General features: G+C 54.0%; 19 protein-coding genes and 4 tRNA genes. 11 read left to right on the top strand and 12 right to left on the bottom strand.

All coding sequences use genetic code 11. From position 1 onward, the window contains the following. Positions 1 to 17: 17 nt before the first annotated feature. The 7 genes from HOO88_03680 to HOO88_03650 form a co-directional block, all read right to left on the bottom strand. A tRNA-His gene (locus tag HOO88_03680) sits at positions 18 to 94 on the bottom strand. Between the two features lie 64 nt (positions 95 to 158). After that, positions 159 to 1,268, bottom strand: coding sequence for a tetratricopeptide repeat protein (locus HOO88_03675; GenBank protein ID NOU35853.1), 1,110 nt, complete (start codon positions 1,266 to 1,268; stop codon positions 159 to 161). 77 nt (positions 1,269 to 1,345) lie between these two features. Continuing rightward, entirely contained in the window at positions 1,346 to 2,428 is a 1,083-nt protein-coding gene (gene aroC / locus HOO88_03670; GenBank protein ID NOU35852.1) for a chorismate synthase, read from the bottom strand. Between the two features lie 112 nt (positions 2,429 to 2,540). After that, positions 2,541 to 2,627 (bottom strand) — tRNA-Leu (locus tag HOO88_03665). 78 nt (positions 2,628 to 2,705) lie between these two features. Beyond that, a tRNA-Lys gene (locus HOO88_03660) sits at positions 2,706 to 2,781 on the bottom strand. A gap of 62 nt (positions 2,782 to 2,843) precedes the next feature. After that, positions 2,844 to 3,137 carry a hypothetical protein gene (locus HOO88_03655; GenBank protein NOU35851.1) on the bottom strand — a complete coding sequence of 98 codons (294 nt, stop codon included), beginning with the start codon at positions 3,135 to 3,137 and terminating at the stop codon, positions 2,844 to 2,846. Positions 3,138 to 3,166: 29 nt separating this feature from the next. Then, a tRNA-Leu gene (locus tag HOO88_03650) sits at positions 3,167 to 3,248 on the bottom strand. Positions 3,249 to 3,357: 109 nt separating this feature from the next. Between HOO88_03650 and HOO88_03645 the strand changes: the two genes are divergently transcribed. From HOO88_03645 to HOO88_03630, 4 genes are all read left to right on the top strand, one after another. Further along, on the top strand, positions 3,358 to 4,764 hold the full coding sequence (locus HOO88_03645) for an MBL fold metallo-hydrolase (protein NOU35850.1): 1,407 nt from the start codon (positions 3,358 to 3,360) through the stop codon (positions 4,762 to 4,764). 109 nt (positions 4,765 to 4,873) lie between these two features. Further along, positions 4,874 to 5,767, top strand: a complete 894-nt coding sequence (locus tag HOO88_03640) for a HEAT repeat domain-containing protein (protein NOU35849.1) — start codon at positions 4,874 to 4,876, stop codon at positions 5,765 to 5,767. A 111-nt stretch (positions 5,768 to 5,878) separates the two neighbouring features. Further along, positions 5,879 to 6,397: a tetratricopeptide repeat protein gene (locus tag HOO88_03635; GenBank protein NOU35848.1), complete on the top strand. Its 519-nt coding sequence runs from the start codon at positions 5,879 to 5,881 to the stop codon at positions 6,395 to 6,397. A 386-nt stretch (positions 6,398 to 6,783) separates the two neighbouring features. After that, positions 6,784 to 8,331, top strand: a complete 1,548-nt coding sequence (locus HOO88_03630; protein NOU35847.1) for a site-2 protease family protein — start codon at positions 6,784 to 6,786, stop codon at positions 8,329 to 8,331. A gap of 50 nt (positions 8,332 to 8,381) precedes the next feature. On the opposite strand, the gene HOO88_03625 is transcribed toward HOO88_03630, so the two are convergent. Beyond that, positions 8,382 to 9,560 carry an aspartate/tyrosine/aromatic aminotransferase gene (locus HOO88_03625; protein ID NOU35846.1) on the bottom strand — a complete coding sequence of 393 codons (1,179 nt, stop codon included), beginning with the start codon at positions 9,558 to 9,560 and terminating at the stop codon, positions 8,382 to 8,384. Between the two features lie 87 nt (positions 9,561 to 9,647). After that, positions 9,648 to 10,808, bottom strand: coding sequence for a nucleoside-diphosphate kinase (locus tag HOO88_03620; protein ID NOU35845.1), 1,161 nt, complete (start codon positions 10,806 to 10,808; stop codon positions 9,648 to 9,650). Between the two features lie 108 nt (positions 10,809 to 10,916). On the opposite strand from HOO88_03620, the gene HOO88_03615 reads away from it, so the two are divergent. Together HOO88_03615 and HOO88_03610 are read left to right on the top strand one after the other, a co-directional pair. Then, complete coding sequence (locus tag HOO88_03615) at positions 10,917 to 12,167, top strand: RsmB/NOP family class I SAM-dependent RNA methyltransferase (GenBank protein ID NOU35844.1); 1,251 nt, start codon at positions 10,917 to 10,919, stop codon at positions 12,165 to 12,167. Between the two features lie 83 nt (positions 12,168 to 12,250). After that, entirely contained in the window at positions 12,251 to 13,903 is a 1,653-nt protein-coding gene (locus HOO88_03610; GenBank protein NOU35843.1) for a hypothetical protein, read from the top strand. A 28-nt stretch (positions 13,904 to 13,931) separates the two neighbouring features. Here HOO88_03610 and HOO88_03605 read toward each other — a convergent pair whose 3' ends face one another. Then, complete coding sequence (locus HOO88_03605) at positions 13,932 to 14,804, bottom strand: arsenic efflux protein (GenBank protein ID NOU35842.1); 873 nt, start codon at positions 14,802 to 14,804, stop codon at positions 13,932 to 13,934. Between the two features lie 149 nt (positions 14,805 to 14,953). Beyond that, the gene (locus HOO88_03600) at positions 14,954 to 15,967 is read right to left on the bottom strand and encodes a DUF128 domain-containing protein (protein NOU35841.1); all 1,014 of its coding nucleotides are present in this window, start codon (positions 15,965 to 15,967) and stop codon (positions 14,954 to 14,956) included. 276 nt (positions 15,968 to 16,243) lie between these two features. Between HOO88_03600 and gdhA the strand changes: the two genes are divergently transcribed. Continuing rightward, entirely contained in the window at positions 16,244 to 17,590 is a 1,347-nt protein-coding gene (gdhA, locus tag HOO88_03595) for an NADP-specific glutamate dehydrogenase (GenBank protein NOU35840.1), read from the top strand. Positions 17,591 to 17,724: 134 nt separating this feature from the next. Then, on the top strand, positions 17,725 to 20,322 hold the full coding sequence (locus HOO88_03590) for a pyruvate, phosphate dikinase (GenBank protein ID NOU35839.1): 2,598 nt from the start codon (positions 17,725 to 17,727) through the stop codon (positions 20,320 to 20,322). Between the two features lie 22 nt (positions 20,323 to 20,344). Here the strand turns inward: HOO88_03590 and HOO88_03585 are convergent, their stop codons facing one another. Beyond that, a complete protein-coding gene (locus HOO88_03585; GenBank protein NOU35838.1) occupies positions 20,345 to 20,581 on the bottom strand; it encodes a hypothetical protein in 237 nt (78 codons plus the stop codon). An 87-nt stretch (positions 20,582 to 20,668) separates the two neighbouring features. Between HOO88_03585 and HOO88_03580 the strand changes: the two genes are divergently transcribed. The 3 genes from HOO88_03580 to HOO88_03570 are packed head-to-tail and all read left to right on the top strand — an operon-like array spanning position 20,669 to position 25,115. Beyond that, positions 20,669 to 21,862, top strand: a complete 1,194-nt coding sequence (locus HOO88_03580) for a DNA cytosine methyltransferase (GenBank protein ID NOU35837.1) — start codon at positions 20,669 to 20,671, stop codon at positions 21,860 to 21,862. Then, a complete protein-coding gene (locus HOO88_03575) occupies positions 21,859 to 24,213 on the top strand; it encodes an ATP-binding protein (protein ID NOU35836.1) in 2,355 nt (784 codons plus the stop codon). Before HOO88_03580 ends, HOO88_03575 begins: the two co-directional genes overlap by 4 nt. Then, a complete protein-coding gene (locus HOO88_03570; protein ID NOU35835.1) occupies positions 24,210 to 25,115 on the top strand; it encodes a response regulator in 906 nt (301 codons plus the stop codon). Before HOO88_03575 ends, HOO88_03570 begins: the two co-directional genes overlap by 4 nt. The last annotated feature ends 144 nt before the right edge of the window (positions 25,116 to 25,259 follow it).

The following is a 25,259-nucleotide window of genomic DNA, read 5'->3' as shown; positions in this document are numbered from 1 at the left end:
CCGCACGGGCAGGAATATGGGGTAAGTGACGGGATTCGAACCCGCGACATTCAGAATCACAATCTGACGCTCTAACCAACTGAGCTACACCTACCATTATTCGAAAGCGTGCTAGAGTAATAAAAAGTCATCGGAAAGCAAAATATATCTGTCCTATTTTACGGAGCTGTTTCCGCCGCCGGCAAATTTGTCGAAAGCGATACCGTTGCCAGCTCCAGTTGATATAACAAGGTTTCAAAGGGTTCCGTCTTGGCGATTTTTTCAAAAGCGGGTTCGTGCATTTTAACAATCGTCTGGCGCGGGCTTAAAAACTGCGCGGAGTGCCGCAAGGCCTGAACGGCGAGTTTTGCATCGGCATCCCGTGCGGCTGTTTCCGCCAGTAAAAGATGAACGGCGAGGGAATCCGCTCCATCAATTCGTTCAAGAAACCCGATTGCATCGCGAAGGCGGCCAGCCGCAGTCAGGTAGGAAACATAGTGTTCAAGTATCGGTGTATCCTGCGGATTGAGGGAAAGATATTTTTCAAACGCGCCGACCGCGTCATTGGTCCGTCCGGACTTCTGGTACAGCAAGGCAAGGTTTTTATAACAGCCAGACAAGGCCGGCTGCTGTTGAAGCGCCTGCCGTAAAACCGATTCCGCCTGTTCGTATTCCCCCAGACCCAGCCGTGCGACGCCCAGATTATTGAGCGCCGCGATGGACGGACCTTCTGTCAGCGCCTTTTGCAGTTGTTCGGCGGCCTTTTCAAAAGACTGCTGCTTTAAGTAGGCGATTCCGAGATTGCCGCGAATCCCGGTCATGGAGGGAAATGTTTCAAGGGCGACTTGGAAATGATTTTGTGCGGTTTCCGGCTCTCCCTGACGAAGTGCCAGTTCTCCCATAATGGCGTGATAGGCCGCGTTTTTTATCCATTTGGTCGAAACCTCCTTTGGCCCGGGCCGCGCACTGCCGTCCGCCTCAACAGCAACCTGCCGATACTCCAGCACCCATTGCTCGTCTTCGGGGAGCGTATAAGCAGGTACGCCGGGAGATTTTTTTCTTACAGGAGCATCGGCGGCAGATCCCAACAAAAAATCTTCAACGAGGGCAAAGACCAAAATGGTGACCAGCGCAAGGGTTAGCAAGCCGACGGAAAGATTAAAAATCTGCTGCCGCCGCAGCGAGCGCTCAATGAGTTCGGCGACCTTGTGCTCCGGCATCGCACCCGCTTCTGAAGAAAGATCCTTCGCGCGGTAGATGTCCCGGATATCTGTGTCAATTTTCTTCATGAACGCAAAAGCAACTCGTTAAAAGACATTAAACTGAAAGGCAGAGTAGCTGTGGCTCACAAAAAAACAAGACACATTCAGACGCGATATTCCTGCCGTAATGCAGCGTCGGCCAACACCAGCGCAGTCATTGATTCCACAATCGGAATCGCGCGCGGCAATACACACGGATCGTGCCGCCCTTTGGCCTCCAGCGTAACCGGATGTCCGGCCAAATCGGCCGTATCCTGCGCCAGCCCGATGGTCGCCACCGGCTTGATGGCAATCCGGAACACCACCGGCTCGCCGTTCGAAATTCCGCCCTGTACGCCGCCGCTATAGTTCGTCTTCGTTCCCAGCCGGTCGCCCTTTTTGATGAAAGCGTCATTGTGCTGCGAACCGCGCATCAGTGCGCCCGAAAATCCGGAACCGATTTCAAATCCTTTGACCGCCGGAATCGAAAGCATGGCTTGCGCCAGTTTGGCTTCGAGTTTATCGAACACCGGCTCGCCCAGTCCGGCGGGGAAGCCGCGGCAGATACAGGTTAGTGTGCCGCCCAGCGAATCTTTTTCGTCGCGAGCTTTTTCAATGGCGGCAATCATTCGTTGGGCTGTTTCGGCGTCCGGACAACGCACCAGATTGGTATCAACCAGATCGCGGGTAAGACGCTCTACGTCAATTCCGGGCGCGGCGATCTTTCCGACCGAGCTGACATAGGCAACGATCGAAACATTGCCGAAGCGGGTCTTCAGCCACTTTTCCGCAATCGCTCCGGCCGCCACGCGGCCGACCGTTTCGCGTGCGCTTGACCGGCCGCCGCCGCTGGAGGCTTTCACGCCGTACTTCATTAGATAGGTATAATCCGCGTGGGATGGCCGCGGCACGGCGGACAGATTGCCGTAGTCGCCGGGGCGCTGGTCGCGGTTGTTTACCGAAAGAGCGATCGGCGTGCCGAGCGTTACGCCGTTTTCCGTGCCGGAAAGAATCGTCACCCGATCGGCTTCGTCGCGCGGCGTGGTCAGTGCACTTTGCCCGGGCCGGCGGCGGTCGAGTTGCGGCTGAATATCCGCTTCTGTCAGCGGCAGGTTAGACGGACAGCCGTCCACAATTGCACCAACCGCTTTGCCGTGCGATTCGCCGAATGTGGTGGTTCTGAAAAGTGTACCGAATGTGCTGCTCATAACCGTTCTCCGGGGAAGCTCTCAAACAATGGAACGGTTTATACACCCTTTTCCCGGGCAATGTAAAAAATTTCCGCATTTTTTCCGGATACTGAAATTTCACCGGAAAAAATGGTGCTCGAGCGGGGACTCGAACCCCGAAAGCCTTACGGCCACCAGCACCTCAAGCTGGCGTGTCTACCAATTTCACCACCCGAGCCCGGAGAATGAAGGTGCAGAACATAACGGTTCACTCTGTGGGGGGCAAGCGGATATTTCCACGCATTGGGATGCAAAGTGGTAGACGCGCCCGGGCTCGAACCGGGGACCCGCTGATTAAGAGTCAGCTGCTCTACCAACTGAGCTACGCGTCCGTCAAAAGAAGGCGCAAAAGGTACTGTGCGGTTTCGGCTAACGCAATAAAAAAGCTTGGCGGTCAGTGCGAACGGTGCTTTCGATGATGAGAGTGGTGTTTCCGGCGGCGGTTTTTCCATAGGTGCGGATGCCACCAGCGGCCCGTTCCGGCCAGAAGAACGAAAACTGAAAGCAGCAACGTGATCGCCAGCGAAAGCCGGACTCTGGTCTGCGCGGTCAGGTCGCCCGGATCGGCATTGAGATAAAAGGAAAGCGTCAGCATGGAGCCGGTAATTAGAATCAGCGCCAGCACGAGCAGAAACGGCCCGGAAATACGCAGATTAAAATTCGGCACTCCTCCGTGTTGCGGCAACATGCAAAGTCCCTTTCCGGTTTACGGTCGAATGGGCAAGGCGGGACTCGAACCCGCACGCCGTAAGGCACAAGATCCTAAATCTTGCGTGTATACCAATTTCACCACATGCCCGTCAAAAGCCGGATAAGAGAATACAAAAACACGGCCGCACACAAGGGTTTATTTGTCCGTTCAGGAAAAAGCCGCTACACTCACCCGCAAGAAACGGGGGATTGCCTGCATGAAGATCAAACTCAACTTTTTCGGCGCGGCGCAAAATGTCACCGGCTCCTGCTATCTGGCAGAGGCGAACGGCGCGCGCATTCTGGTGGACTGCGGGCTCTATCAGGAACGCGATCTGAAGCAGCGCAACTGGGACGCCTTTCCGGTTCCGCCCGCAACGATTGATGCGGTTTTGCTGACGCATGCCCATCTCGACCACTGCGGACGTCTGCCGAAACTGGTGAAGGAAGGTTTTCGCGGAAAAATTTTCTGCACGCCCGCCACGGCGGACATCGCGCAGATCATCATGAAAGATTCTGCCTTCCTGCAGGAAGAAGATGTGAAGCATAAAAAGGAACGCCACGAAAAACAGGACAAGACCAGTCCGTTTCCTTATGAACCGCTCTACACCGTCGCCGACGTTGAGAGAACCGTTCCGCTGCTGACGCCGGTTGATTACATTACGCCGGTTCCGGTTGCGACCGGCATGACCGCATCATTCCGCGAGGCCGGCCACATCTTTGGCTCCGCCAGCATCCGCTTGAGCGTGGCGCAAGGCGGCGAAACGCGCACCATTCTTTTTTCCGGCGACGTCGGACGCTGGAATATGCCGATCATCAACGATCCCGATCCGTTCGATGCGGCTGACTACGTTCTGGTCGAATCAACCTACGGCGACCGGACGCATGGCGCAGTGAAAGATATTCCCGGCGAACTGGCGCGCATCATCAACGAAACGGTCAAGGCGGGCGGCAACATTGTCATTCCAAGTTTTGCCGTTGAGCGTACGCAGGAACTGCTCTATCACCTCAACGCGCTACAGCGCGAAAACCGCATCCCGCATCTGCTCACTTTCGTGGATAGTCCGATGGCGATTCGCGTTACGGAAATTTTTAAGAGACACCCCGAACTGTTCGACGAAGAAACCCGCGAGCTTCTCCGCAAAGGGATTCATCCGTGCGACCTGCCTAGGCTGACGATGGCGAATACCGTGGAGCAGTCCAAAGCCATCAACAACAATAAAGGCACGTCCATTATCATCGCCGGGTCCGGCATGTGTACCGGAGGTCGCATCAAGCACCATCTCAAAAACAATATCAGCCGCGCCGAAAGCACGATCCTGTTCGTCGGCTACCAGGCCGTCGGAACCTTGGGCCGCGTTATTCAAGATCAGCCCGCCGAAGTCCGCATCTTCGGCGAAATGCAACCGATGCGAGCGAGGGTCGAAAAAATATCCGGCTTCTCCGCCCACGCCGACCGCGACGAATTGTTGCGCTGGATCACCATGCTCAGAAAAGCGCCGCGCCGCGTATTCATCACCCACGGCGAACCGGAAGCCGCCAACGCCTTCAAAAAATTCCTCACCGAAAAAACCGGCTGGAACTGCATCGTGCCAGAGTATCAGCAGGAAATTGTTTTGGATTGAATTTTTTCCAACTCTGGAAAATTCTTTTCCGAAACATATGACTCGCTACCGCTTGCCAATGGGAATTTTTGTGACAAGCGATAGCGAGTCGCCTACAAAAGAGGTTCCCATGAAAAGCCCGATGCTGCCATCTGAACACCAAGCCGCCGTACAAAGGGCTTTGCACCTCGGGCGCAGCGGCAACCCGGCGGCATTACCGGAACTGATCGAACTGTCGCGCCTTCCTTCGAACGAGGTGCAGCGTTTAGCGGCTTCTGCCATCGGCAAGCTGGCGGATTTCGGTGCCGATGTCGGGATGGCTGTGGCAGCGCTGGCCCCGTTAGCGCTGCATGGGCGACATCCTCAGACACAGCAATACGCCATCCGCGCACTCAAAAAATTCGGGGCCGCCGCTCAGACGCATGTGCCGGACCTGCGCGACGCCGCCCGTAATCCAGGCAACCCCAACTATGTGCGGGCCGCCGCCAAGACTGCTGCCGATGCAATTGAGCTGGCCGCACAGGATGCCGGAGCCGGAGTAAAGCACCGGTGTAAACGATGCAACGTCACGGTTTCCGCTGAAGAATACGCGCGGGCCAACGAAGTTTTTCAGCGCGTGTTCTGCGACCGCTGTTTTGACGAGGTGTTTCTGGAACGGCGCAATTTTGAAACGCAGGTCGAGATCAACAAAACCATCGAAGCGCGGGACGGCACACTGGTGCAGTCGGAAGGTGAGCGGCGTATCGCCGAATGGTTGACGGCGCACGGGCTGGCCTACCGCTACGACGCAAAGTACCGCATCATCGGCGAATTTCAGATCCGGCCTGACTTTTATCTGCCCGAGGTGGATCTTTATATCGAATACTGGGGGCTGGATACGCCGCAGTACAAAATGAGCATGTACAAAAAACAGACACTCTATCAGCAGGAAGGCAAGCGACTCGTCTCCGTCTATCCGAAAGATTTGCCGGTGCTGGACCATTTGCTGACATCCAAGTTCCGGCTCTTTGGGGTCAGTTTGTGAGTTGGATTCCCCGAAACCCCGAAAATCTTCTGCCGCTCAACCTTTCCCTTTGATAGCATCGCTCGCGTCGGGTGGAGCTGATGGCTGTTAATAAAAAGTATCGAGAATGTTATGAGCAAACTAATCGAAAGAGCCTTGGAGGAAGAACGCTGGTTTGAAGCGCGGGTTTTGATACGGGATGCGCTGCAACAGGAGCCGGACAATCATTGGTTGATTACCCGTCTCGGGTTAACTTATTACGAACAGCGGCAATACAAACGCGCGCTTCAGTACACTCGGAAAGCACTTGCCCTTGCTCCGCAGTGTCCTCTCGTTCTTTGGGATTATGCAGGATGTCTGGAAATGCTTGACCAACCGCAAGAGGCGCTCGACATCTACCGTCGGCTTATCAGGCGAGGTGTTGATCGTCTTGCCGATGGAGATTGTGGTGAAGGAATAGTCTGGGCAAGAGGCTTGGTTGCGGACTGCCATTACAGGGTGGCGCGCTGCTACCAAGCCTGTGACAACAAAAAGCAAGCTCGCACGGCATATCGACGCCACCTTGCCCTTCGAGAATCAGGTTGCCGATCAATCTATCCGAAAAGCGAAGTTAAAAAGGAACTGCAACAGCTGAACGCAGTTTGCCGCTAAGCTGACTAGAGCATGTGCCGATTTAAATGCCGCATTATCTTCTTTCTTGTAGGACAGGCTTCCTCGGTACGTCCGAGGAGCCTGTGTCTTTATCATCACACGCTCCCGAATACGGTAAGCGCGTCCTACAACCACAAAGTGATACGACGATTTAAACGTTATTTGCTCTATGTTACCGCTTCATCGCTTCGGCGACGACGTCGCAGACGAAGCCCATGTTGCCGGTGCTGGACCATTTGCTGACATCCAAGTTCCGGCTCTTCGGGATTTGTTTGTGAGTTGGATTCCCGCCTAAACCCCGAAAATCTTCTGCCGCCCAACCTTTTCCTTTGATAGCATCGCTCGCGCTGGCTGGGGATCGCATGCAATCTAGTTCGAAGGATAAAATGAAAGAAGACATCGCAATTAGGAGCTTTTCGTCGCAGGACGAGGCGAGAGACGTTGCACTCAAACTTGAGATAGAGGGCATACCTTGTCGGGTTACGACGGAAATGAGCGGCATTTGCACCACGTTGTTTGTAACCCCGGACTATTTTGATGCAGCAGCTCAAATAATAGGAGATGACGGATTCGAGCTTGCCCCATTGTCAGAAGAGCTTGATGAGGGGGGCGCAGAAACGGGACAGAACACAAATACAGAGGATCTTCTTGCGCATATTTCAGTAGAACTGGATGCGATTGCAGGGACGCAAAAAACTCTATGGCAGAATCTAGGGGCGCTGGTCGTGTCCCTGATCTTGTTCATGAGCTTCGGGCTTTTCAGCGCTTCGATCGCCGGAGTTGCACTGCTTGTTGGTGTTATTTTTGTGCACGAATGCGGCCACTTCATCGGCATGAAGCTTTTGCGATACAAAGACATCAAGATGTTCTTCATTCCTCTGTTTGGGGCTGCCGTTTCCGGCACGGAAACCGCCCCTAGCGATTTGCGAAAAGCTGTTATTTCGCTTCTTGGGCCTGTCCCTGGGATTATCATCGGTATCGCTGTCGGGATTGCTTATTTAAGAACCGGACAACCGTTTCTTGCTGATGCCGCGCGAACATTTCTATTCTTGAACACCTTCAATCTGCTTCCGTTTCACCCGCTTGATGGAGGACGCTTCTTTGATGCCGTGCTTTTTTCACGGCATCCGAAACTCGAAATCGGGTTTAAAATTATTACGGCGCTTATTCTCGGCTGGGTGGCAGTGGAATCGAAAACTGCGCTCCTTGGGGTGTTTGCTTTTATATCGCTCTTGTCTCTGCGCAATACCTACATTTCAGCAGGTGTTGCACGTGCGGTCAGAAACCAGTTGAGTGAATGTGATCACACCGATTCCTATACGGTTCCATCACAATGCCTGCCAATGCTGGTCACCTTGCTTCAGGCAAAACTTCCCGCCGGGCGGGCGGATCCGAAGCTCATTGCTCGATATGTTACTGAAATTTGGCAAAGAGTTCGGAATAAACGGTGCTCAACGGGTTCTTCAGTAGGGCTCCTCTTGTGTTATGGATTTTTCATTTTGTTGGGCATTAGCTCGGGGCCCATATTTCAGGCGGCTTCTATTATGAAGGAGCGTAAAACAGAAGTTATTTCACGCACCTTGCCAACCGGTGATACAACGCGCATTCAGATAGTATCAATACGCGGGCAGAAGTTCTCTGAAACACAAATCAACGACGATGGCTTGTTTCACGGATCACAGACCGCGTGGCATATGTTTACGACAAACAGGAGCAAAGAAGGGCGTTGGAAAGACGGCTATTGGCATGGTGAATGGAAATCTTGGGATGCGGAGGGGCGGCTGACCGGGATTACGGAATATGATATGGGCAACCCCGTTCGATATCAGAAATTGATTAATGGTGAGATGCGAGATGTTCCGCGCGACGAGTGGTCGCGCGTTATGAAGATGGTAAAACAAGACAAACCGCGTGGCATCAATGAACGTAGATAGTTCAAAATCTAGCCGCATTCTCCGCATCTGAAAAGTCGGCTTGTCCGGGTTCAGCGCTTCATCGCTTCGGCGACGACGTCGCAGACGAATCCCATGTTACCGGGCGTGAGTCCGGCGACGTTGATGCGGCCGGAGCCGACGATGTAAACGGCTTTTTCTTCGCGCAGGAATTTGACCTGATCTTTGTTCAGTCCGCTGAAGGAGAACATCCCTTTCTGCTTCGTCATGAACGAGCAGTCCATCGGTACGCCGCGTTCGGTGAGTCCGTCGGCGAGCGCCGCGCGAGCCTGAGCGATCCGGTCGCGCATGGCGTCGAGTTCGTTTCTCCAGAGTTTGGAAAGTTCCTTGTCCTTCAGAATCGTGGTGACGATCATGCCGCCGTGCGCGGGCGGATTGGAATAAAGCACGCGGGCCGTGGCCATCATGTGGCTCATGGCGGTTTCGGCGTCGGCCGGCGTGGCGGCGACGGCGGTCAGCGCGCCGGTACGGTCGCGGTAGAGGCCGAAGTTTTTGGAGAAGGAGCTGGCGATGAAAAAATCAATACCGCTGGCCAGCAGTGCTTCGACGCCGACGCGGTCGGCTTCGATGCTTTCGCCGAAGCCCTGATAGGCGAAGTCCACCAGCGCAGACCAGCCGTTTTTCTGCGCGATTTTTGCAACCTGTTTCCACTGTTCGGCAGAAATATCGACACCGCTCGGATTATGGCAACAGGCATGCAGGAGAACGCAGTCGCCCGCCGGAATTTTTTCGAGCGCGGTGAAGAAGCCGTCAGCGTCGAGGTCTTTGGTGGTCGCGTTGTAATAGGGATAGGTTTTGACGGTCAGACCGGCGGCTTCGAAGATGTTGTTGTGATTGGCCCAGGTCGGATTGCTGACCCAGATGGTTTTGCTGCTGAACTTGGCCAGCAGATCGGCGGCGACGCGCAGAGCTCCGGTTCCGCCGGGCGTGTGAACGGTGGCGGAGCGGTTGCACAGCGCACCGAAGATCATCTTCTGGACTTCGTCGCCGTAGGATTTTTCTCCGGCGATCGGCATGTACGACTTGGTGTTTTCTTTTTCGAAGATCAGTTTTTCGGCGGCTTTGACCGACTCCAGAATCGGAGTATGACCTTCTTCGTCTTTGTAAACGCCGACGCCGAGGTTGATCTTGGCGAAGCGCGTATCTTTTTTGAACGCCTCGGTCAGTCCGAGGATGGCATCTTCAGGGGCGGGGGTCACATTTTTCCACATAATATTCTCCATAATGTAGGACGGCCATCTTGGCTGTCCAGACAGGCTGGAAGCCTGTCCTACTTTAATAAAAAATCCACTCACGCATCATGCATAATATTTGTCGAACCAAGTTTTGAGCTGATTCCGCTCGGGTTTAATGATGCCGATTTCGCGCTGGGCGTTTTCAGCGGAGTCAGAGGCGTGTGCGGCGTTGACCATGATATCGCTGCCGTATTCTTTGCGTACGGAACCGGGCTGAGCTTTGCTCGGATCGGTCGGGCCGAGAATGTTGCGGATTTTGTTCACGGCGTCTTTGCCGGCATAGATCAGCGCAAGGCAGCGCACTTTGCCATCGGTGGTCATTTCTGAAGCCGGAACATCGGGGCACCACAGGCCGGTCATAAACTGCATGATCTCATAAAATGTATAATCCCCGTAGTACGGGCCGAGGGTTTTGCAGAGCGCCTCTTTGACTTCAGCGGGCATTGCGAATCCGAATTCTTTTTCGAGAGCGGCGCAGGCCTTATCGGTGGTGCGTCCGCAGAGTTTTTCGCGCAGAACCGGCTGAACCGGGCCGTAAAATTCCTTGGCTTCGGCCATGCTCATCCGGTGAACCTGTGCGCCGACAATGCGCAGACCGGAGCGCGAGAACAGGTCGATGATGTTGCCGGGGCGTGAGCTGGGGAAGCGGAAGTTATCCGGCTTGATGATGACGAGCGTTTTCTGCACGTCGGCATCCGGCAGGCTGAGGGCGTTTTTGACCAGTCCGCCGTCGCGTTCGGCATATTTCAGCCAGAGCGAAAGGGTTTGTTTGGCCGAAGCCAGACTGGGAGCCACCAGCACGGATGGCTCAAAATAAATCACTTTACCGGCGGAATCGCGGATACAATCGCCGTACGTTCCGCGCACGGTGTCGGACGATTCCTGCGTGTCGTCAAAACCGCCGGCGGCGGCATAGATTTTTTTGATGGCGTCTTCGCCTTCGAACAGCAGCATCATGACGCGGTGCGGTCGGCCGGTGTCGGTTTCGGGGCCGAAGGCGCGCAAAACGTAGTCAGCGAGAATGTCGCGCTTGTCCGGCGTGATGTCCGGATTTTTGCGCAGCAGCTCGGCGTAGTGATTAACCAGATCCTGACTCGGGCCGAACATGCGCGAGGCGACAAACTCGAGACCCTCGATCCGGCTGAACCGGCCGATGATTCCTCCGGTGCGCGATTTGCGCAAGGAGTGGGGGGTGATCATCACAAATCCTAGTTCTTTTGCCATAACAGTTGCCTTTCGTCCGCTTTTACCTGCACTCTTCCATTCCGCTGGTTGGGGCACGGATTATGTCCAACTTCTAAAACAAAAAAACAAAAATCTTTGGGGAACCCCGTGAAAAATTTAAACGAAAAAATTATCAACCAGCAAACCCGGCTGGCCGCCGAAATCCTCGAAACGCTCACGCCGCACGTCCTTGAACACCGGCATCCGGCCGACCGCGTTCTGCTCCGGTTCTTCAAAAACCGCCACGAACTCGGCTCGCGCGACCGTCGTTTTCTCTCCGAATGCTTCTTTTCCTATTTCCGCTGGCTCGGCTGGACCCGCCCGCTCAATCTGAAACCGCTGGAGGCCGCCGCACTCAGCTGGCTTCTCGACCGGACCGATTTGCACGTCGCGCTGCAAGCCGCCGCAAAGACGGGCTGGTTTCCGCTCGGCGGGAAACCGCTGGAAGAAAAGCGCGCCGCATTGGCCGCGTGGTTTCCGAAAGTTCAGGCGCTGGATAAAGCCGATCTCATTTTTCCGGAGTTTGGAAAGTCGGTGGATCTTCCGGCAGGTTGCGAAGACGGCTTTTACGAAACGCTCCAGCAGCGTCCGCCGACCTGGCTGCGGCTGCGCGATGAAGCGTTCAAGCAGACGCTTGCCGAAGCGAATATTCCTTTCAAGGAGCACGCCGTGGTTCCCGGCATAATTTCAGTTGATGCGGGCACGTCGCTCGGCAAGCTGGGTCACGGCGGACAGTATGAAGTGCAGGATGTCGCTTCGCAGGCCGTGGCGCTGATTGCCGCGCCCGCCGCCGGTTCCGACTGGTGGGACGCCTGCGCCGGTGCGGGCGGCAAAACCGTACAAATGGCCGACTTGATCGGGAACGACGGAAAAATTCTGGCGACCGATTTGCGAACCGAGGCGCTGCACGAGTGTAAAAAGCGGGCCCGGGCCGGCGGCATTGCCATCGTCCGCACCCAGCTTCACGATCTGGCCAAAGACCGTCCGTTTACCAAAGAGTTCGACGGTGTGCTGGTGGACGCGCCCTGTTCCGGTTGGGGGACATGGAGCCGTAATCCGGATGCCCGCTGGCGGAGCGATCCGCGCGATCCGGCGCAGAAACGCAATTTGCAGGTGAAGATGCTCAACAACGCGGCGCAGTGCGTGAAGTCCGGCGGCGTGCTGGTTTACGCCGTCTGCACGTTCACCCGCGAAGAAACAACCGGCGTGCTGGAGCGGTTCATGGCGGAACATCCTGAGTTTGTGCTGGATCCGTTTGCTAATCCGCTGACCGGCGCACCGACGAACGGCACACTTCAGATATGGCCGTGGGAAGGCCCCGGCGACGGCATGTTTACAGCCCGGCTGCGGAAAGCTTGAGCGGGCGGCTTTCCCGTTGACCATGGGGGAGGGCATGGCTATGCTGTGCCCCTGTTTTTTATCGCAAAACCAAGGGGTCTGTTATGGCAATGTTGATCACACGCTTTCACAAACTGATTCAGTCCAAAGTGCTCTGGTACTTCATTCTCGGTGTCATCATCGTGTCTTTCGTTGGATTTTTCACGCCCACGATGCGTTCGTCAAACCGGCAGCAAAGGGACGTCACGGCGGGCGAGCTGTCCGGCAAAAAGGTGTCCATGGAAGAATACCGCCGCGCCTATCACAACTCGTATATCTGGTACATTCTCTCCTCGGGGAAAATGATTCCCATGACAGAAGAGATGAACGCGGCCCTCCATAAAGAAGCCTGGCAGCGCGTGGCGGTTCTGCGCAAAGCGCAGGCCGAGAACATTCTTGTGACCGATAAGGAAGTTGTGCAGCAGATGCAGGCGATGCCGCTTTTCCGCGCACAGAACGGCACATTTGACGGCAATATCTACAGAGCGATTTTGCAGCAGCTTGGTCTTGTGCCCCGTCAGGCGGAAGAGCTTTTCCGCGAACAGATCGTCATTTATAAACTGATGGCCCGCCCGGCGCAGGCGGCGCTGATTTCTCCTTACGAACTGAAGAAGGCCTACCATCTCTACACCGACCGCTTCGTGCTCGACTATATCGTTGTACCGCGCGCTCAGGTCGAAAAGAAGGTCACCGTTTCCAAGGAAGAGGCCCAGGCTCTTTTCGACAAAAACCCCGCCGCGTTCCGCATGCAGGCCAAAGTGCGCGTGTCCTATGTTGAGTTTCCGGTGAGCGGCTATCTGGCAAAAGCGGTTGTTCCGGATGGTGCCGCTCTGCAGGTTTACAATAAGAACATTGAGCAATACCGCGTTGAGACCAGCAACAGCATGGCAACGGTAGAGTACAAACCATTCGAAAAGGTGGAAGGCGAAATTACCAAACAGCTTCATCAGGCGGCGGCTCGTAAATTGGCCGCTGAGAAAGCAACAGAGTTTGTCGAAGCGGTGGCTCCAAAAACCGAAGGCGGGAAGCCGAACTTCGCCGGAGCCGCCGCGTCTGCCGGCCTGAAAATCAAAGCACTGCCAGCCTTCGGCGCGCAGGATGACCTCAAGGGTATCGACGAAACGGCGCCTTTCCGGCAGGCGGCTTTCAGTTTGGATAACGATGCCTACACGTCTTTCAGCGATGCCGTCATCGGCAAAGACACCGTTTATGTTCTTTCGCTGGAACAGCGCTATCCGGCTTTCATTCCGACCTTTGATGCGGTTGCGGCCGAAGTGACCAAAGAGGCGCGCGAACAGGCGATTGCCAGAGCGCTGGCCGAACGCGCCGTAGAAATTGATCAGGCCGTGGTGAAGGCAATGAGCACAGGCGCAAACTTCAAAACGGCCATCGCGCCGTTCGGTCTCAAGGTGCAGACCACGCCCGAATTTGATATGTCGACTGAGTTGAAAGACAAATACGGCGATGTTCTTGCCAGCCTTTGTATTAATGTGCCGCAGGGCAAACTTTGCAATCCGGCTCCGGTCGAAGGCGGCGTACTGCTGGCCTGTGTGACTTCCCGCAAATCGACGGATGCAGATGTTGGTCTGCCAGCCGTTCGCGAAGAACTAACGGACAGTCTTTCTCGCGGGCGCACACAGCGGCTGGTTTCCAGCTGGCAGGAAGCTCTTCTGCGCGAGGGCAACCTCAAGGATTTACAGAAGCCGTCCGCTGAATAAATGAATCGGGGGACGGCCTTGGCGGTGCTTACGGGAAAAGAAGCTGAATGGCGAGCCCCGCAACGGTGCTAATGAAGACCAGCAGCGCGATAACCCGGAGCGTATCTTTAAAATCGCGGTTTTCCCGTACCAGTACCAGCAGTCCGAGCCCACCGCTGCAGCACAGTCCGGCGACGGCGGAACCAAAGCTGATGCCGCCTTTCAAAAACATTTCGGCGATGGCTACTGAAGCGGCGCAGTTAGGAATCAGTCCGACCAGCGCGGCGAGAAACGGCTGGAACAGGGAATGGCGCAGCAGAACGCGGCCGAGATTTTCTTCGCCGACCAGAGCGATCAGGCCGTTAATGCCGAGCGTCACGGCAAAGATGAATAGGAAAATTTTCGCCGTGTGAATCAACGGATGTTTTAGCAGTTGCCACGGGTTGGGCTTACCGGAAAGCTGGTGGTTGCAGCAGCCCAGCTCGTGATGTTCGTTGGCCTGAATGGCGGAAGCGGCTTCGACTGACTTGCGGCGGCGCATAAAAAAGTCGATCAGAAATCCGGCAGTTATGCCGATAATCAGCTTGGTGATCAGCAGGGTGATAACGATTCCACATCGGCCCGGTTGCGCCAGCATTACTGGAATCGCTTCGTCGGAAGTGGATAGAATAACGGCCAGCAGCGTACCGGTGGTGATCAGGCGGCGCGAATAGAACGACGCGGCCACGACGGAAAATCCGCACTGCGGAACGCAACCGAACAGCGCGCCCAGCGCCGGGCCGGCCTTGGCGGATTTCTTTAATCGGTGTTCGATGCTCCCGCCGAACTTCCGCTCAAACCATTCCACGACAAAATAAATGAACAGCAGGAACGGAATCATTCCGGCGCTGTCGATCAAAGCAGTGAGGAAAATCTCTTTCATATCTCGCAGGAAGTTTTTAGCAGTGGCGGGCGGAAAGAGCAAAACGCTTTTGGGTTTTATTGAAATGTAGATGCGACGCCCTCGTCGCATTCTCTTTCTTTAAAAACGCGACGAGGGCGTCGCGTCTACATTGAGACGCTGCCTGTGTTCTACCGCAGCGCATCCATGTAGCGGCGGAAGGTTTCGTCGAAGGCGCTGAAGCGGCTGAATTCTTCGAGGCCGGAGAGCGATTTCAGTTCGCAGGAAATGCCTGCTTCGACCAGCGCCGCCACCGGATTCAGCCCGCCAACCACAATAAAGCCGGTACGGCCTTCAGCGACCGGAATATCCAGCAGCGGCTGACCGGGGCGGCCGACCATCAGGATGCCGCCCATGCCGGCACGCTGAAGCCGGTCGAAGACGCGGCGCGCATCGTCGAGCGCGACCGACGGAATTTCGCGAAAGCTGGCCGTGATGATGCCGTGGCCGCTGCGCGCACTTTCACGCACATCTGTCATACCGGCGCGAATGAATGTTTCGAGCGGATCAACGGTGGTGGCGGAGTAGTCCATCAGTTCGACGAACCGTACCGGTCGTCCCTGCCGCATTTCAATCAGTCCGCCGTAACGCGAAGTGACCGGAATGCCTTCCGACATCAGAACGCCGTTGACGGTGACGCTGCAGACAGTTCCGAGTGCGGCATAGCCGCCGGGAACAGCGTGTCCGGCGAGCATTTCGTTAGCGCGAATCAGGCAGAGCCGATCACCCAGCCCAAGTCGGCGGGCGTAAACCGGTTTGATTTCGGCGAAAACCTGTGACAGGTCGCGCGACGGAACCAGCGCGAAGTTGGCGATAACCGTTCCTTCGTTTGTTTCACCGCGAAAGGTCATCCGGTAGCCGAGCGTATCAATCCGTCCGCGGACGAAACCGACTTTGGCAACAACGTCGGAGCGTTCCAGTTCGGCGCGGCCCAGTTCGGTGATGACGCGGCCTTTCCGGCGGCTGTTCAGCGCGGTCAGTCCGTCGCGGTCGAGTTCGGTCAGATATAACCGGATGGTGCGCGGCTGGAGCCGGACGCCCATGCCGGGCAGCCGCTCGGCAATTCGCGCCGCGCCGGCCGGTCCGTCGAGTTCGCTGAGTGCCCGCAAAACGGCTGCGCGAGCTTTGTCGTTCCGGACATTCATCCGTTTTTACCTCCGTTCGGCCAAAAAAAATGCGTTCTAAAATCCGCCGTATAACCTGACATTGCGCCGTGAGCCGTTTCATCGAATTGCGGGGCTTTGGCGGCGCAACTTTTAATTTATACGGCAATAATGCCGCATAGATTTTTAAATGCAACTTTGGCTTTAAAAATAACCGTTGACCGGAGAGGGTTTTTAGATGAAATGGGGACGTTCTTACAGGATTTATACGACGCGATAATGCCGTATAGAGATTAAGCCGTAAACCTGAACAGGGAGATGAAAATGAGTGTAGTCAAAGAAGTGTTAGACATCGTCGAACGCCGCAATGCGGGCGAACCGGAGTTCTTGCAGGCCGTGCGCGAAGTTCTCGAATCGCTGGAACCGGTTATGGCCCGCCGCAAAGACCTGTGCGATGCAAAAATCCTGCACCGGATCGTCGAACCGGAACGTCAGATCATCTTCCGCGTGCCGTGGCAGGATGATAAAGGTCAGGTTCAGGTCAACCGCGGTTTCCGCTTCGAATTCAACAGCGCGATCGGCCCGTACAAAGGCGGACTGCGCTTTCACCCCAGCGTGAATGCCAGCATCCTGAAGTTCCTTGGCTTCGAGCAGATTTTCAAAAACGCACTGACCACGCTTCCTATGGGCGGCGGCAAGGGCGGTTCGGACTTCGATCCGAAAGGTAAATCCGACAGCGAAGTCATGCGTTTCTGCCAGTCGTTCATGACGGAACTGCAGCGCCATATCGGCCCGGACACCGACGTACCGGCCGGCGACATCGGCGTAGGCGGACGTGAAATCGGTTTCATGTTCGGCCAGTACCGCCGCATCCGTAACGAATTCACCGGCGTGCTCACCGGCAAAGGGCTGAAGTGGGGCGGTTCACTGATCCGTCCGGAAGCTACCGGCTACGGCGCGGTTTATTTCGCGCAGGAAATGCTCAAGACCCGCCGCACCAGCCTCGAAGGCAAAGTGTGTACGGTTTCCGGCTCCGGTAATGTCGCGCAGTACACCGTTGAAAAGATCAACCAGCTCGGCGGCAAAGCCGTCACGCTGTCTGACTCCGCCGGAACCATCGTGGATCCGGATGGCATCAACGACGAAAAACTGGCGTGGGTCATGGACCTCAAGAACGTACAGCGCGGACGCATTAGCGAATACACCAAGAAGTTCAGCAAAGCACAGTTCCTTGAAGGCAAACGCCCGTGGTCTGTGAAGTGCGACTGCGCTTTCCCGAGCGCTACGCAGAATGAAATCGACGGCAACGACGCCAAGACGCTGCTCGATAACGGATGCTTCCTGATCAGCGAAGGCGCAAATATGCCGAGCACGCCGGAAGCGGTCGAACGGTTCCTGGCCAAGAAGATTCTGTACGGACCGGGCAAAGCGGCCAACGCCGGCGGCGTAGCCACATCGGGTCTCGAAATGAGTCAGAACTCGATGCGGATGAGCTGGAGCCGCGAAGAAGTGGACGAAAAACTCAACGGCATCATGGTCAGTATCCACAAGAACTGCTTCGAAACAGCCGCCGAATATGGCTGTGCGGGCAACTATGTGGCGGGCGCCAACATCGCCGGATTCACCAAAGTGGCCGATGCCATGCTCGCTCAGGGGCTGATCTAAACGAAGCCCTGCGATACAAAAACAGAAAGGGGGCTTCGGCCCCCTTTTTGTTTGGAATGATGGGGCGTTCGAATATTGGGTTTTCCAATGGTTGGAAAAAATGAGAGAACGGCGAGCGTCAGCAGGAGACCTTCATGAAACCTTTCAGCACAACACTGAGCACAGGGATTCCGGATCTCGACCACACGATTCGCGGTGTGCTGGCTGGCGATAATATCGTCTGGCAGGTGGACGACATTGCCGAGTATCAGGCGTTCGTGCTGCCGTTCGCTCAGGCGGCGCAGGATAACGGCCGGGTGCTGATCTATTTCCGTTTCGCCCGCCACGAACCGCTACTGCCGTCGTTCATGGCGACCGAAGTGCACGAACTCGACCCGCAGATCGGCTTTGAAGCGTTTATCGCCCGCATTCATGAAGTGATCCGCCGCGTCGGCAAAGGCGGGTTCTATGTTTTTGACTGCCTGTCGTGTCTGGCGGTCGACTGGTATTCCGATCAGATGCTCGGCAATTTTTTCATGCTGACCTGTCCGTATCTTTTCGACCTTGAAACCGTCACCTACTTCGCGCTGTTCCGCAACTATCACACGCAGCACGCCATCGGCCCGATCAGCCGCACGACCCAGCTGTTTCTGGATGTCTATTCCCATAAAGGCCGGCTCTATCTGCGACCGATGAAGACGCAGCACCGCCACTCGCCGACGATCAATATGCTTCACGAATGGCGCAAAGAGGACGACACGTTTCATGCCGTCAGCTCCAGTAATGTGATTTCCGAGATTCTCACCTCGGCCCGCTGGTCGGGACTGAGCGCTGACAGCAGCGGCGATTTCTGGGAGACAGCATTTGTCCGCGCCCGTGAGATGATTAAATCTGGAACGTACCGCCCCGACATTCCCGAGCGCGGGAAAATTCTCTACGAACAGCTCTCGCGGATGATTATTTCACGCGACGAAGGAATGCAGCGGCTGATTGCGCGCAATCTGACGCTCGAAGATATTCTCGATGTACGCAAACGCATGATCGGCACGGGGCTGATCGGCGGTAAAACCGTCGGGATGCTTCTGGCCCGCGCCATTCTCAAGCGCACCGATCCGCGCTACGTCGAACTGCTGGAAGAGCACGATTCGTTTTATATCGGCTCTGACGCGTTCTATACCTTCCTTGTGCGTAACGGCATCTGGAAAGTGCGCCAGAACCAGAGCGATCCGGAGCGCTTCCTTGAAGGAGCGGAAGAAGCCCGCCACATGATTATTCGCGGCGACTTTCCCGACTACATTCTTCAGCAGTTCGATGAAATGCTCGACTACTTCGGGCCGTCGCCGTTCATCGTCCGCTCGTCCTCACTGCTCGAAGACAACTACGGCAACTCCTACGCCGGAAAATACGACAGCGTCTTCTGCGCCAATCAGGGGCCGCGCGAACGCCGCCTGCAGGATCTGCTCGCCGCTGTGAAAACCATTTACGCCAGCTCCATGAGCGAGAGGGCGCTCAACTACCGCGCTCACCGCGGCGCGCTCGATAAAGACGAGCAGATGGCGCTGCTGGTCATGCGCGTTTCCGGCGCTTCGTACGGACACTACTTTTATCCGCAGGCGGCTGGCGTCGCCTTTTCTTTCAATCCTTACGCATGGAGCCCTGACATTGATCCGGAGGCTGGCGTCATGCGGCTGGTCTTCGGACTCGGCACGCGCGCCGTGGATCGCTCCGACGACGACCATACCCGCATCGTCGCGCTGAACGCGCCGGACAAACGCCCGGAAGGAAATTTTGAAGCGACACTGCAATACACACAGCGCCGCGTCGATTGCCTCGACCTCGAATCGAACCAGCCCGCCTCCGAATTGTTCAGCGATCTCATCAAAACGCCGCCGGAAGATCTGCCGCTGGATATGTTCGCCGCCGCTGACGTTGTTACTCTGCCTGACGGACGGCGGGTCGAGCGCCGGATGCTCACCTTCGACAAACTGCTCAAGGAGACACCGTTTGTGCACGACATGCGCGACATCCTTAATATTTTGCACGAAGCCTACGATTATCCGGTGGACATCGAATTCACCATGAACTTTGTGGACGAAAAAAACTACCGCATCAACCTCGTCCAGTGCCGCCCGCTTCAGGTGCAGGGTGTCGGCGCGGTGAAACTGCCGGAAATTAAAGTGCCGGAAGCCAGCCGCATCATCGAAGCGCGCGGCGCGGTTGTCGGGCAGAGCCGTTTGATTCCGGTGGATCGTCTGATCTATGTGGTTCCCTCAATCTACGGAAAACTTCCTCTGCAGGAGCGTTACGCCGTCTCCCGGTTGATCGGCGAAATCAATCGCACCGCGACACCGGACAGCACCGTCATGCTGCTCGGCCCCGGACGATGGGGCACCAGCAGTCCGGAGCTTGGAGTTCCCGTCAGCTTCAACGACATCAACCGCGTGAATGTCCTGTGCGAAATCGTCGCCATGCACGAACACCTCGTGCCCGACGTATCACTCGGCACGCACTTTCTCAACGAGCTGGTCGAAAACAACATGCTCTATCTGGCGCTCTTCCCGAAACAGGGCAACAACTTCCTCAACGAAGAATTTTTCCTGAAGGGACGCAATCGGCTGCTCGATCTCGTTCCTTCCGCCACGAAATGGGCCGACGCCGTGCACGTCATCGAAACGAAAGATCTGCCCGGCGGCAGCAGCATCAACCTCTGGGCTAGCGCGGTAGATCAAAAAGTCGTCTGCTACCTTAAGTGAGGAGGGGGAGAAAGGCTTTGGGCTATAGGCCATAGGCTTTGGGGTTCCAAACCTTGGAAATTAATCGCCACGAAAAACACAAAAATCCACGAAAAGTTCCAAGCCTTGGAAATGTAGACGCGGTGTCCTCACCGCGTTCTTGACCGCCGAAGCCTTTGGCGAAGGCCGGTTCCAATTTTTGGGAGATTGCTGGAGTATGAAACCATTTTTCCTTTTTTCTTCGCAAAATTGACGCGTTGCTCAACGAGCCATCTTTCATTTAAAGCGCCTGGACACTTAGCCGTTAAAAGGATAGGCTTTGCAAACAACCAAATAGTTTGTACCTTCTTGCCCGATAGTAAAACTCATGAAAATCCAGAAAAAGCTAACGTATATTGATCTGTTTGCTGGTTGCGGCGGACTTTCTCTGGGTCTCTATAACTCCGAGCGATGGCATGGTCTTTTTGCCGTGGAGAAAAATGCGGACGCCTTTAAAACGCTGAAGCACAACCTCATAGACAGCCACCAACACTTCTCTTGGCCGGAATGGCTCCGCAAACAAAACCATGATATTAAGTCGTTGCTAATAACCCACCGAGCCAACCTTATCGCTCTTCGGGGAAAGGTGGATCTTGTTGCTGGCGGACCGCCATGTCAGGGGTTCTCGCTGGCTGGCCGCAGGGCTGAAAAAGACCACCGCAACAATTTGGTACACTCCTATCTGGAATTCATTGAACTCGTACAGCCCCGGGCGATTCTCTTTGAAAACGTAAAAGGATTTAGTGTCGGATTTAAAACTGGCGATACACGAGGAACCCCCGTTTCACAAACCGTGCTAAAAAAACTGCATGCTCTTGGGTACGAAGATGCTGTGCCGCACGTGCTCGACTTTTCTGAGTTCGGGGTTCCTCAGCAGCGCAAACGGTTCATTATTGTCGGTACTCGAAACGGCACAGCCGACAAATTTTTTAAAAACATAAAAGCGGCGGCATCAGACTTCTTGGGTAAAAAAGAGCTTTCTGCCACACCCTCATTAAAGCAGGCCATATCCGACATTGAGCGAGGTCACGGAGAATTTGATTCACCCGACACGCCTGGATTTATGGCTGGGAAATACGCATCGCGCGCATTTTCGCCGTACCAAAAATTAATGAGAACGGGCGCAGGAAAAACTCCCGACAGCCACCGATTCGCCAAACATTCCCCAGCTGTGCAGGATAAATTTGCCGCAATCATTGAAAACCAATTAACCTCCAGAGATGTTCAGAAACAATTCAACACGAGAAAAAGCAGTACAAAATTACTACGAGCCTCTGAGCCAACGCCCACACTGACTACTCTGCCCGACGATTACGTCCATTACTGCGAACCTAGAATTTTGACCGTCCGTGAATATGCGCGCATCCAATCATTTCCCGACTGGTACGAATTCAAGGGTAAATACACAACCGGCGGCTCACGACGAAAAATCGAAGTTCCCCGCTACTCGCAAATTGGGAATGCCATCCCGCCACTGTTTGCAGAACTCGCGGGGCGGGTGCTTGGGGAGGCGTTGATATGAGTACGGTTAAATTTCGAATCAGTTCTGCGCTCAAAAGTATTATCGGGAAAGACCTCATCACAGATGATTTCGTTGCCATCTTTGAGCTGGTCAAAAACTCGTTCGATGCTGAAGCCAAAAACATTGAGGTATCCTTTCTTCTGAACGATCCTAAGAACCAAAAAATCATCATCGCTGATGACGGAAATGGAATGGATGAGGCCGATTTAAGGGACAAATGGCTTTTTGTTGCATACTCCGCAAAAAAAGAAGGGGTTGAGCGGTCGCAAAGGAAAATCTTTGCGGGCAACAAGGGGGTGGGCCGATTCTCATGCGATAGACTAGGGGGACACCTCCGAATTCAGTCGAAAATATCCAGCGAAACCTATGTTCACAACTTAAAGGTCAATTGGGGTGCCTTCGAAAAAGACGCCAAACAAGAATTCCGGGATGTCGCTGTAACTTATAATCAACTTCCTCATTTTGAATTCCCAAATGGTCCGCGAAAGTTAAAGCACGGTGTCATCCTTGAGATCTCGGATTTGCGTGAAGCCGGCTCATGGGATAGAAATAAGCTTCTCCGCCTGCATCGCTCGCTCTCGAAGTTGATTCCCCCTTTCGAGAATCTAGAAGACCAAGGCAAGATTCATCTGTTTTGCGATAGAGAAGTTTCTTCTGATGAAAAGGAGAGCGAAGAAGCCCTCAAAGGAGAGCGCTTTGCAGAAGTTGTCAACGGAGGTATTACCAACGACATTTTTGATGTTTTAAAAGACAAAACCACCGCCCTTGATGCCTCGATAGATACCAAAGGGAATCTAGATATCACCCTTACGGATCGTGGTTCGGTGATCTATCGGACTCGTGAAGATGTCTCAAAAAGCTTATCCGAGCTTCGGACGGCAGGATTCAGATGTCAGATATCCTATCTGAATACTTCAGCAAAAATGACTTTCGGAAGACGTATGGGAATACCCTCTGTACAGTACGGATCCGTCTTCCTGATCCGAAACGGATTCCTTGTTTATCCCGTTGGTGAAGAAGGTGATGACTATTGGGGGCTAGATCGACGAAAGGCGCAGGGATACAACCGATACCTTGGAACCAGAGAGCTTCTAGGTTTTGTATCTGTCTACGGCAATGAAACTGCGTTTAGAGAATCTTCCAGCCGGGACAAGGGCCTTATTCACACGCCTGCAAGCGAGCAACTAAACGAGTGCGTACTACTTTGCATAAAAAAACTCGAGGCCTATGTGGTTGGCGTTTCATGGAGGGATAAGCTAGACAAAGAGTATTCCACCATAGAGAGGATATCGCTGGATACCAATCGTGATCGCATCATCGAATTGGTAGAAGCTCTGTCATTATCAGGTTCTATTAAGGTTTTGGATTACAACCGAAATCTAGTAGGAATCCTGAGTGACAAGGTGACTGACCTTGAAGCCACGCTGTCGCGGCTCAATAACATCGCCGCCAAACAGGGGGATAATCAGCTTCTAAAAGATGTGCAACGCGCCGAAGCAGAGTTCAAAAAGGTCAAAGAGGCCGAAGCCAGAGCGTTAAAAATCGCGGAAGAAGAGGCCGTAGCTCGTAAAGCCGCCGAACGACGAGCCCAAGAAGAAGCCCTTCGAGCAGAACAAGCTCGAGCAGAAACCAATGCCGCACAAGTAGAGCTTGAGGAAGAAAAAAAACGTTCCCTCTTCCTTCTTGGGAGCGGCTCTCGGGATAAGGAAGTTCTAGAAGGCTTTCTTCATCAAATCGTAATCTATGCGGCCAATGCAAAAGTACAGCTTGAGGAAATTCTCCCGAGTGAAGATAAAGCCGATCCCAGACTGCCTCCAAACATTAAACAGTCGCTTGAAAATTTACGTGAAATTAATGAAAAAATTATAATGGCCTCGCGGTTTGCGACACACGGAAATTTCCGAATGGACAGCACATACCTCACCACCGACCTTGCTGCGTTTATCTGTGAATTTTTGAAAAATATATCCCAGATATATGCATCAAAAATTATGGTTTCTTTTGATTGCACAGAAAAATCGTTTGAGAAAAGGTTCAAGCCCATTGAGCTCGGTATGGCAATAGAAAATCTCATCGATAATGCGAAAAAAGCAAAGGCAGCGCGCGTTGAGTTTGGCATCTCCATAAAAGATGGCTTCCTTCAGATCGACATCATAGATAATGGACGGGGTCTCGACCGATCGATTAGCGACCCCTCCCGTATTTTTGAAAAAGGCTTCTCTCGAACGGATGGCTCTGGTCTGGGCCTATACCTATGTAAACAGACATTCGAATCTATCGGAGGGGAGATATCCCTGTCAAAGGAACAACCAAAACGAGGCACTCACTTTATAGTCAGGATCGGAAAATGAAGATTGATTACAAAATATTGTGGATTGAGGATCAACCGAGTGAGGTAGAATTTCATGTTGAAGCTATAAGGCGAAAACTTGGCGAACTCGGCTTCAACTTGGATTTGGATTCTAGATTAACTATTAGCAACGACGACCTACAAGCACTCGAAGGTCGTCTGGAAATCTACAACCCATACGACCTGATCATTTTTGATTATGATTTAGGGAAAGACCAAACAAACGGTGCCGAAATAGCTCATTCTCTTCGACGACTAATATATACGGACATGATTTTTTACAGCTCCAAGCCGGCTGAAGATATGCGTAAAGCACTCTTCGACTTGCGAGTTGACGGGGTTTACATCGTCACCCGAACCGATTTACATCGGGATGGTTCCGACATCATCGAAGATCAACTCAAACGGATCTGTGATCTCAACAATATGCGCGGGGTTGTTCTGGACGAGATGAGCAAGTTAGACAAAAAATTGCGCCTGTTGCTTGTTCGCAAATTTAGGGCTTTGGATCACAGTCAAAAAGATACTCAGGTTCAACGCACAACAAAACGATTCAATAAAAGAGCCGAGGCCTGCAAAAAGCAAGCGGACGAAATGTCTCATGAAAACTTTATTGCGGCAGTAGAAGATCCATTGGCAATGGAGTACGGCTGTGTGCGAGACCGCCTCGATAGCATGGAGGTTTTAAAAGGCCTCCCGAACGGACTTCTGGACGTCCTCAACAAAATGCAAAAACTACGAAACGAGCTTGCCCATCAAGAAGCTACTCTCAAAGAAGAAGATGGTCGAATATACCTCGAAAACTCAACTCAGTACAAAGATGGGTTTGGCCACGCCCAATTTATGGAAATCAGAAAAGAGCTACGGCAATTAGCAACTGCAATTGAAGCTCTGTCTCAATAAAAGAACCCGCCTCCATGGTTTTGTTGCATGCCACCCCGGTGGTCGTTGTTTCGCGGTTGCGAAGCCCCTCTCGCTGTGCTCAGAGTCCAATCATTGGAAAAAACTCTGCGGGCTTTGCGCCTTTGCGAGGAATCTTTCCAGTCC

The sequence above is a fragment of the Kiritimatiellaceae bacterium genome, assembly GCA_013141415.1.
GTDB lineage: Bacteria > Verrucomicrobiota > Kiritimatiellia > Kiritimatiellales > Tichowtungiaceae > Tichowtungia.
The sequence above is the reverse complement of the archived record's forward strand: the minus strand, read 5'-3'. Positions and strand labels throughout refer to the sequence as shown.

What these genes read in the sequence shown, in the direction of transcription:
- HOO88_03675 (NOU35853.1), bottom strand. Translation starts at nt 1,268, where the DNA reads ATGAAGAAAATTGACACAGATATCCGGGACATCTACCGCGCGAAGGAT.
- aroC (NOU35852.1), bottom strand. Translation starts at nt 2,428, where the DNA reads ATGAGCAGCACATTCGGTACACTTTTCAGAACCACCACATTCGGCGAA.
- HOO88_03655 (NOU35851.1), bottom strand. Translation starts at nt 3,137, where the DNA reads ATGTTGCCGCAACACGGAGGAGTGCCGAATTTTAATCTGCGTATTTCC.
- HOO88_03645 (NOU35850.1), top strand. Translation starts at nt 3,358, where the DNA reads ATGAAGATCAAACTCAACTTTTTCGGCGCGGCGCAAAATGTCACCGGC.
- HOO88_03640 (NOU35849.1), top strand. Translation starts at nt 4,874, where the DNA reads ATGAAAAGCCCGATGCTGCCATCTGAACACCAAGCCGCCGTACAAAGG.
- HOO88_03635 (NOU35848.1), top strand. Translation starts at nt 5,879, where the DNA reads ATGAGCAAACTAATCGAAAGAGCCTTGGAGGAAGAACGCTGGTTTGAA.
- HOO88_03630 (NOU35847.1), top strand. Translation starts at nt 6,784, where the DNA reads ATGAAAGAAGACATCGCAATTAGGAGCTTTTCGTCGCAGGACGAGGCG.
- HOO88_03625 (NOU35846.1), bottom strand. Translation starts at nt 9,560, where the DNA reads ATGTGGAAAAATGTGACCCCCGCCCCTGAAGATGCCATCCTCGGACTG.
- HOO88_03620 (NOU35845.1), bottom strand. Translation starts at nt 10,808, where the DNA reads ATGGCAAAAGAACTAGGATTTGTGATGATCACCCCCCACTCCTTGCGC.
- HOO88_03610 (NOU35843.1), top strand. Translation starts at nt 12,251, where the DNA reads ATGGCAATGTTGATCACACGCTTTCACAAACTGATTCAGTCCAAAGTG.
- HOO88_03605 (NOU35842.1), bottom strand. Translation starts at nt 14,804, where the DNA reads ATGAAAGAGATTTTCCTCACTGCTTTGATCGACAGCGCCGGAATGATT.
- HOO88_03600 (NOU35841.1), bottom strand. Translation starts at nt 15,967, where the DNA reads ATGAATGTCCGGAACGACAAAGCTCGCGCAGCCGTTTTGCGGGCACTC.
- gdhA (NOU35840.1), top strand. Translation starts at nt 16,244, where the DNA reads ATGAAAATGAGTGTAGTCAAAGAAGTGTTAGACATCGTCGAACGCCGC.
- HOO88_03590 (NOU35839.1), top strand. Translation starts at nt 17,725, where the DNA reads ATGAAACCTTTCAGCACAACACTGAGCACAGGGATTCCGGATCTCGAC.
- HOO88_03585 (NOU35838.1), bottom strand. Translation starts at nt 20,581, where the DNA reads ATGAAAGATGGCTCGTTGAGCAACGCGTCAATTTTGCGAAGAAAAAAG.
- HOO88_03580 (NOU35837.1), top strand. Translation starts at nt 20,669, where the DNA reads ATGAAAATCCAGAAAAAGCTAACGTATATTGATCTGTTTGCTGGTTGC.
- HOO88_03575 (NOU35836.1), top strand. Translation starts at nt 21,859, where the DNA reads ATGAGTACGGTTAAATTTCGAATCAGTTCTGCGCTCAAAAGTATTATC.
- HOO88_03570 (NOU35835.1), top strand. Translation starts at nt 24,210, where the DNA reads ATGAAGATTGATTACAAAATATTGTGGATTGAGGATCAACCGAGTGAG.